This window comes from Sandarakinorhabdus sp., assembly GCF_040398645.1.
Taxonomy (GTDB): Bacteria; Pseudomonadota; Alphaproteobacteria; order Sphingomonadales; family Sphingomonadaceae; genus Sandarakinorhabdus.
Window position 1 is genome coordinate 1 of record NZ_JBBATR010000026.1, and the last position, 7,048, is coordinate 7,048.

At 63.5% G+C, this 7,048-nt stretch carries 7 protein-coding genes; 4 read left to right on the top strand and 3 right to left on the bottom strand.

Annotated elements, in window-relative coordinates:
- Nucleotides 1–383: hypothetical protein (locus ABWP50_RS07855; protein ID WP_353217444.1), on the bottom strand; the 383-nt coding region annotated here is incomplete at its 3' end.
- Here ABWP50_RS07855 and ABWP50_RS07860 point away from each other — a divergent pair.
- The 4 genes from ABWP50_RS07860 (at nt 367) to ABWP50_RS07875 (ending at nt 4,285) form a co-directional block, all read left to right on the top strand.
- Nucleotides 367–969 carry a TIGR02466 family protein gene (locus tag ABWP50_RS07860; protein WP_353217445.1) on the top strand — a complete coding sequence of 201 codons (603 nt, stop codon included), beginning with the start codon at nt 367–369 and terminating at the stop codon, nt 967–969. The two genes, ABWP50_RS07855 and ABWP50_RS07860, sit on opposite strands and share 17 nt — an antisense overlap.
- Before the next feature lie 54 nt (nt 970–1,023).
- Complete coding sequence (locus ABWP50_RS07865) at nt 1,024–1,977, top strand: hydroxymethylglutaryl-CoA lyase (protein WP_353217446.1); 954 nt, start codon at nt 1,024–1,026, stop codon at nt 1,975–1,977.
- Nucleotides 1,974–3,197: a CaiB/BaiF CoA transferase family protein gene (locus ABWP50_RS07870; RefSeq protein WP_353217447.1), complete on the top strand. Its 1,224-nt coding sequence runs from the start codon at nt 1,974–1,976 to the stop codon at nt 3,195–3,197. Before ABWP50_RS07865 ends, ABWP50_RS07870 begins: the two co-directional genes overlap by 4 nt.
- A 197-nt stretch (nt 3,198–3,394) precedes the next feature.
- Nucleotides 3,395–4,285, top strand: coding sequence for an aspartyl protease family protein (locus ABWP50_RS07875; protein WP_353217448.1), 891 nt, complete (start codon nt 3,395–3,397; stop codon nt 4,283–4,285).
- Between the two features lie 72 nt (nt 4,286–4,357).
- Here the strand turns inward: ABWP50_RS07875 and ABWP50_RS07880 are convergent, their stop codons facing one another.
- Together ABWP50_RS07880 and ABWP50_RS07885 are read right to left on the bottom strand one after the other, a co-directional pair.
- Nucleotides 4,358–4,999: a hypothetical protein gene (locus ABWP50_RS07880; protein ID WP_353217449.1), complete on the bottom strand. Its 642-nt coding sequence runs from the start codon at nt 4,997–4,999 to the stop codon at nt 4,358–4,360.
- Nucleotides 5,000–5,054: 55 nt separating this feature from the next.
- A complete protein-coding gene (locus ABWP50_RS07885) occupies nt 5,055–7,043 on the bottom strand; it encodes a CHASE2 domain-containing protein (protein WP_353217450.1) in 1,989 nt (662 codons plus the stop codon).
- Nucleotides 7,044–7,048 lie beyond the last annotated feature (5 nt).

Sequence of the window (7,048 nt, forward strand, 5' to 3'; positions counted from 1 at the left end):
TGCAGCGTGTCGCCGGGGGCGAGCGCGGCCAGCGCAGCGTTCACGTTCGTGGCGGTCATCACCACGGTCTTGTTTGCCATTGCCGGCGCCGTGCCGGAAATTGCTATGGCGATGATCACGGCTGCTTTTACGGCCAACCGCTTCATCATCGGAGCAATGCTGTTTTCAGCCTGATCATGTGTCCGCACGATATGCTCTCCCGGCATGCTGACAAGCCCGGGGTGGCTCGCAGCTTCTGGGACAGAAAACGACGACCAGATTAGTCTACTTAGCAAAATGGACCTGAATTCAGTCTTAATGGTGGTAAGCCCTGATGGTGAGCCTGGTGCTTGCGTTGACGGCCTGTGCGCGCCAAGAACTGCAGCCATGACGATCCGAAACATGTTTCCGACGCCGCTGTGGGACGGCAAACTGGTCGATGAAACGCTGTTGGCCGAGCTTGTTACCAGCGTGCGCGACCTTTCGAACGTTGATCTGGCCGGTCGGCGCTGGTGCAAGCAGCATCGTTACCGCGGCTATACCAGCTACGCCTCGCTTGATGATTTGCCCAAGCGCGATCCAGCATTTGGCGCCTTGGCGCGCTGGTTGGTGCGCCGGTCGGTCGAATTTGTCGCAGCTGCGCATCTCGATTTGGCAGGACGGTCGCCGCGTCTTGACAGCCTGTGGGTCAATATCCTGAAATCTGGCGGCAGCCACAGCGGCCATATTCACCCGCATAGCATCATTTCCGGCACGCTGTATCTGGAAGTGCCGGCGGGCGCTGGTGCAATCCGGTTTGAAGATCCGCGCTTGCCGATGCTGATGCACGCGCCGCCGCGCCGCAGCGATGCGCCGCCGGACACGGCGAATTTTGTCTATGTCGATCCGGTGCCCGGCCAGGTGCTGCTGTGGGAAAGCTGGCTTCGCCACGAAGTGATGCCCAGCGCAGCGCGCGCGGATCGCTTGTCAGTAAGTTTCAATTTTTCCTGAACGGCCCGGCGCTACGTGATTTGCCTCTGTCGGCCGCTTGTGCTTGGATAACGGGTGTCTGATCCTGCCGCCGCCGCTGTTTCGATTGTCGAGGTCGCCCCTCGGGACGGCCTGCAGAACGAATCCGGCTTTGTCGAAACCGGCAACAAGCTGCAGTTGATCGATCATCTGATCGGCATGGGCGCGCGCCGCATCGAAGTGGCCAGCTTCGTCAATCCACGCCGGGTTCCGCAAATGGCTGATGCCGAGGCAGTGATTGCCGGCCTGCCCGCCGCGTTCGGTGTGCGCTTTATCGGCCTGTGCCTCAACGAGCGCGGTGTTGATCGCGCTATCGCAACTCTGGCGGCAGCGCGCCCGCTAGACGAAGCCGGCTGTGTGTTGGTGGCTACCGACAGTTTTGGCATCATCAACCAAGGCCAGCGCATTGAGGATGGCATCGCGGCCAACAGCGCCATGTTGAAAAAGGCGGCCGCCGCTGGGCTTTATGCGCAAGTGACGATCAGCGCGGCCTTTGGCTGCCCCTATGAAGGCGCCGTGCCGGAGGATCGTGTCGTGGAGCTGGCGGCGCGCATGGCAGCGGCTGGTGCCCGCGAAATTGCGCTGGCTGATACGATTGGGGTGGCCGTGCCGGCGCAGGTGGCCGCACTGACGGCTAGGGTGATCGCTACCATTGCGCCGATTCCCATACGCCTGCATTTTCATGATACCCGCGGGCTGGCGCCGGCCAATGCCTGGGCTGGCTATCAGGCCGGCTGCCGGACGTTTGATTCGGCGCTGGGCGGCCTGGGCGGTTGCCCGTTTGCACCCGGCGCGGCCGGCAATGTCGGCACCGAGGAGTTGCTGTATATGTTCGAAAAATCCGGTGTGGCCACGGGCTATGATCTGCACTCTGCACTGGCAGCCAATGTGTGGTTTGCCGGGGTCATGGGCCGGCCGCTGCCCAGCCGGGCGGGCAAGGCTGGCGATTTTGCACCGCGCCCGCTGCCCGGCGCGCCGCCGGCATTATGATGCAGCGCACCGACGAACCATCGCCGGCAGCCGAAAACACCGGCCCGCTGGCGAGGATCAACGTGGTTGAAATGGGCCAACTGATCGCCGGCCCGTTCTGCGGCCAATTGCTGGGCGACATGGGTGCCGATGTCATCAAGCTGGAAGCGCCCGGCCACGGCGACCCGATGCGCGGCTGGGGCAGCGGTGCGCAGCCGATGTGGTGGCAGGTTATTGCCCGCAACAAACGCTGCGTATCGTGCAATTTGCGCACCGCCGAAGGCCAGGCGCTGGCGCGCGGACTGCTGGCCAAGGCCGACATTTTGATCGAGAATTTTCGGCCGGGCACGCTGGAAAAATGGGGCATGGCCCCGGATGCGTTGCATACGATCAATCCCGGGCTGATTATCGTGCGCGTGTCGGGCTATGGCCAGACCGGGCCATATGCCGGGCGAGCCGGCTTTGGCGGCATAGGCGAAGCCATGGGCGGCTGGCGCGCCATTGTTGGCGATGCGGATCGACCGCCGGCGCGGATGGGCGTATCGATTGGGGACACGCTGGCGGCCACCTATGGTGCGCTTGGCGCGCTGGCGGCACTTAACCATCGGCAGCGCACCGGGCAGGGCCAGGTGGTCGATTCCGCCCTGTATGAAGCGGTGCTGCAGGTGATGGAAAGCATGGTGCCCGATTATGCCGCATCAGGATTTGTGCGCGAACGATCAGGCGCGATTCTGCCCGGCATTGCGCCGTCCAATGTCTATCCGTGCCAAGATGGCGAATTTCTGATCGGCGCCAACCAGGACACGGTGTTTGCGCGCCTGTGTGCCGCCATGGGCCAGCCGGAATTGGCGAGCGATGCCCGCTATGCAACGCACAGCGCGCGCGGCGCGCATCAGGCCGAACTGGATGCGCAGATCGGCGCATGGACCCGGACACTGACCATCGCACAGCTCGAAGCCAGCATGATCGCTGCCGGCGTGCCGGCCGGGCGTTTGTTCCGCCCGCAAGACATGCTGGATGATCCGCATTTTGCGGCGCGCGAAGCGATCATCGACCTGCCGCACCCGCGCCTTGGCTGCGTGACGATGCAAAATGTGTTTCCGCGCCTGTCTGCTTCACCTGGCAGCGTCCGCCGCAGCGCGCCTGACCGCGTCGGACAGGACAATGCAGCTGTTTATGGCGAAAAACTCGGGCTCAATGCTGCGGCACTGGCAGATTTGCAGGCGCGCGGCATCATCTGAACCACTGCGCCACGGTGCCAGATCAGGCACAATCGCCGTTGCAGGTCTTGGCCGTTTGCCATTGGCGATTGCGGCCGCGGCAGGCCAATGGTGAGATGCAGCGCGAAGAAGGCCGCCCTCTTGCGTTGCATCGGCAATCGGCAGATGTGCGCATGATGATCATCACATGTCTGTGGTTGGCAGTCACTGCGGCTGCCGTGGTTGCACCGCCCGCGGTTCTGGTGCCGGCAACGCAGCCGTTCATTGCGCCAGCCACGATCGACAACAGCCTGGAAATCGCTGGCGATGCCCTGGCGGCGCAGCAGCTGCGCAAGCGCTTGTTTATCGAGGTGAAGGTCAATGACAGCGGGCCGCATCGGTTTCTGGTGGATTCAGGTGCCGATCGTTCGGTGATCAGCGATGCGCTGGCGGCCCGGCTTGGCCTGCCTGCTGGGTCGCCAGTGCGGGTGCAAGGCATGGCGGGTGCGCGTGATGTGCCCACCGCGGAAGTGGCGATGCTGACGCTGGGCCGTTCGCAGATTGGCCCGATCACCGCGCCGACGCTGGCTGAGGTTGACCTGGGCGCTGATGGCCTGATCGGCATTGATGCGCTGGCCGATCAGCGCCTGATGCTGGATTTTGTAAAACGCACCATCACCGTGCAAGATTCGCGGCAGGCCTATTATGCGAGCAGCGGCGAAATCGTGGTGACCGCGCGCCGCCGCAAGGGCCAGTTGATCATTACCGAAGCGGCCGTGGACAATCGCAAGGTTTCGGCGGTGATCGATACGGGCAGCGAGGTCACGCTGGGCAATATGGCCTTGCGCCGACGCTTGTTTGGCAGCCGCCGGCCCGCTGCCATGCAGGATATCGAATTGATGTCGGTTACCGGGCAGGCGCTGAAGGCCGAAGCCATCGTACTGAGCAATGTTCGCATTGGCGGGCTGTATCTGAACAATGTCGTGGTCGCGTTCGCTGATGCGCCGCCGTTTAGACTGTTTGGGCTGGCCGATGAGCCAGCGATCTTTCTGGGATCGGATCTGCTCGCGAGTTTCCGCCGGGTCAGCCTGGATTTTCGCGGCCGCAAGGTGCGTTTCACGCTGCGGTGAGGCTTGGCGCGGCAGGCGATGGCTGCCCGCTAATCCGGGCCGCCAGCGCCTGCTTGCCTTTTGCCCCAGTCCTTAGTTTTGTAACGTGTTGGCAGCCAAGCGCAGCAATTGGCTTTGGCAGCCGGCTTCAGCCAGTGCTGCGCCCAGCGCTTCCACATCACTTGGTGCGGGCAGTTGCTTCATGGTCAGCGTGACAGTAGCGTTGCCGCCGGTGATCCTCAACGTGCCCGGCTTGCCGGCAACGGCGGCTGGCAGGCTGGTCACGGCCTGGCCGGGGCCAAACACGGCGCTGGCAGCGGCGCCGTCGTCGCGGTTGATCATAAGGGTTTGGGCAGCGGTGGTATCGGCACGCCATAGTGCGACATTGGCCGGATCAAGTGCGCACACTGTATCGCTAGTGCGGGTATCCAGTGCCCACACGCCGGGCGGTGTTGGCGGGCCTTGATCCTGGCCGCCGGCGCGCACCGCCCCGATGCGGGCACGGCGGGCCGGTTTTTGCACCAGAAGATCGCTGAACGCCACTTCCTGCGCGACGGCGCTTGCCGATGTCAGGCTGAAGGTGCCGGGGCCTGAAAAGCTGCGCGTGCCTTTGGTATCGAGCACAACAATGGAATCCCCGACCTTCAGAATCAAGGGTGCGTCGGGCAGGCGTTGGCCCGGCTTGAACGTCCCTGCAGACGGGCCGGCTGCGCGCACCACCAGCGGACCCGCCATGGCTGCGCCGGACGCGAGCAAAGCAACCAACAGGGTTGTAATTTTGGTTTTCGGCTTAATCGAGATCATAAATACCTCCCGGGCCCACCTGGGCCATGCGTTGTACCAGATACGTGAGTGCTTTGTCTTCCGGTGCAGCAGCGGCGCGCGCCGTCAGCGCTCTCAGCGCATCGCCGTCGCCGGCTTCAAAGGCCGAATAAAGCCTGTTCCATTCAGGATCGCCCGCTGCCTTGCCGGCGCCGAGCGGTTCGAACACGGCGATGGGCTTGTCGCGGCCGCGCACGCGCACGCGCCCCATTGGCCGGAAATGTTCAAGCCCCATTTGTTCGGCCGCTTCAATGCTGATCAGGGCGGCGGTTTTCAGTTTCTTGTTGGCGCCTTCCAATCGTGCCGCGACATTCATCGAATCGCCAAGCGCCGTGTACTGGATGCGGCCTTCACCGCCGAAATTGCCCACAACCACATCGCCCCAATGCAGCCCGACACGGGTGCGGCCCATCGCCGGGCGCTCACCTTCAGCAAAGCAGAAGCGCTCACCGGCCTGAGACATTTCCACAGCGCAGGCCAGCGCGCGGCCAGCATCGCCCGGCCGGGCAAGGGGTGCGCCCCAAAACGCCACCACGGCATCAGCAACGAATTTGTCGATGGTGCCGCCATGTTTGAGCACCACCTCACTCATCGTATCAAGATATTCGTTGAGCGTGGCAGCGACCACTTCCGGCGGCTGGCTCTGGCACATCGATGTGAAGCCTTCGATATCGCTGAACAAGGCGAAGATCGGCCGGCGTTCGCCCTTCAGGGCCAGTTTTTCGGGGTCGCGCAAAATCTGTTCGGCCACATCGCGGGGCAGATATTTTCCTAGGGCACCCTGGGCGAATTTGCGCTGTTCGGCGCCAACGATGCGGGCGGTGGTCGATGCGGCCATGATCGCCAGCAGCCAGCCCACGCCCAGGCCGGCGCACGGCATGCCGAACGTATCGAAGTCGCCTTGCTGCAGGCCGTAAGGCAGCCAACCCAGCAAGCCGATTTCCGCCAGCACAATCGGCCCGAGCACGCGCACCCCGAGATCAAAGCCGCCGGTAAGTGCGCCCAGCAGCACGGCCAGCAACGCCAGCCCCCACAGCACGCCAGCAGGCAGGGGCTTGAGCTTGCTGCCGTCCAGTGCCTGCGCGATCAGCACGGCGTGCAGCTCCACACCCGGCGTGGTCGCGCCTGACAACCTCGTGAAGGGCGTAATGAACCGGTCTGCCTCAGGCAGATCGGCGCCAATCAGCACGATCTTGCCGGCGATGGCGTCTTTCATCGCAGATGCCGCGGCGGGATCACCAAACAGATCCACGGGCAGCGACGCAAACACTGGACGGTCAGCCAGCAGCGGCTTGCGAAACATCGCAGCGCCTTGATACTGGACATAGTCCTTCACGCCGGTGATCCGGTTGACCAGCAGGCCGGGCACGCGATTGGTGGGATTTGGCCATTGCCGCCACGCGTTATCGCTATCGACATCCAGCCGGATATTGGCGGTGCGCACCGGCGCGGATGCCACGGCCCCGAAAAACTCGCGCATATGCGCCTCTTGCCAAAGCATCACGAATTCACCGTTTTCGGCGTTGCTGGAAAACCCGAAATAGGTGGGCGTTTTCATGGCCAGCAACGCGGCCTTCAGCACCGGGTCTTCGGGCTGCGGCTGGTCGATCAGAATGTCGACGCCGATGGCACGCGGGCCGAGTGCATCAAGATTGGTGAGCGCCCGCGCCAGCATGGTCCGATCGAGCGGCGACCGCTTGCCGGTGGCGGCCAGGGTTTCTTCGGTGAACACCACCAGCACCACTCGGTCATCCTGATCCACCCGCGCCGCGGTCAGATCGACGCGCACATCATAAAGGCCGCGTTCGGCCGAAAGCGCAAAGGGCAGTTCCCAGCTGTACCGTGCCATGACCAGGGCTGCCACCAGAACCAGCAGCGTGACCGCCAGCCGAAACGGCCCAGCCAGATTGACCGCGAGCCGCAGGTTGGCAAAGCGATTGGCCATGCTGACTGCCATGACCT

Coding starts and splice junctions, on each gene's coding strand:
- ABWP50_RS07860 (WP_353217445.1), top strand. CDS start 367: ATGACGATCCGAAACATGTTTCCGACGCCGCTGTGGGACGGCAAACTG.
- ABWP50_RS07870 (WP_353217447.1), top strand. CDS start 1,974: ATGATGCAGCGCACCGACGAACCATCGCCGGCAGCCGAAAACACCGGC.
- ABWP50_RS07880 (WP_353217449.1), bottom strand. CDS start 4,999: ATGGCGGGTCCGCTGGTGGTGCGCGCAGCCGGCCCGTCTGCAGGGACG.
- ABWP50_RS07885 (WP_353217450.1), bottom strand. CDS start 7,043: ATGGCAGTCAGCATGGCCAATCGCTTTGCCAACCTGCGGCTCGCGGTC.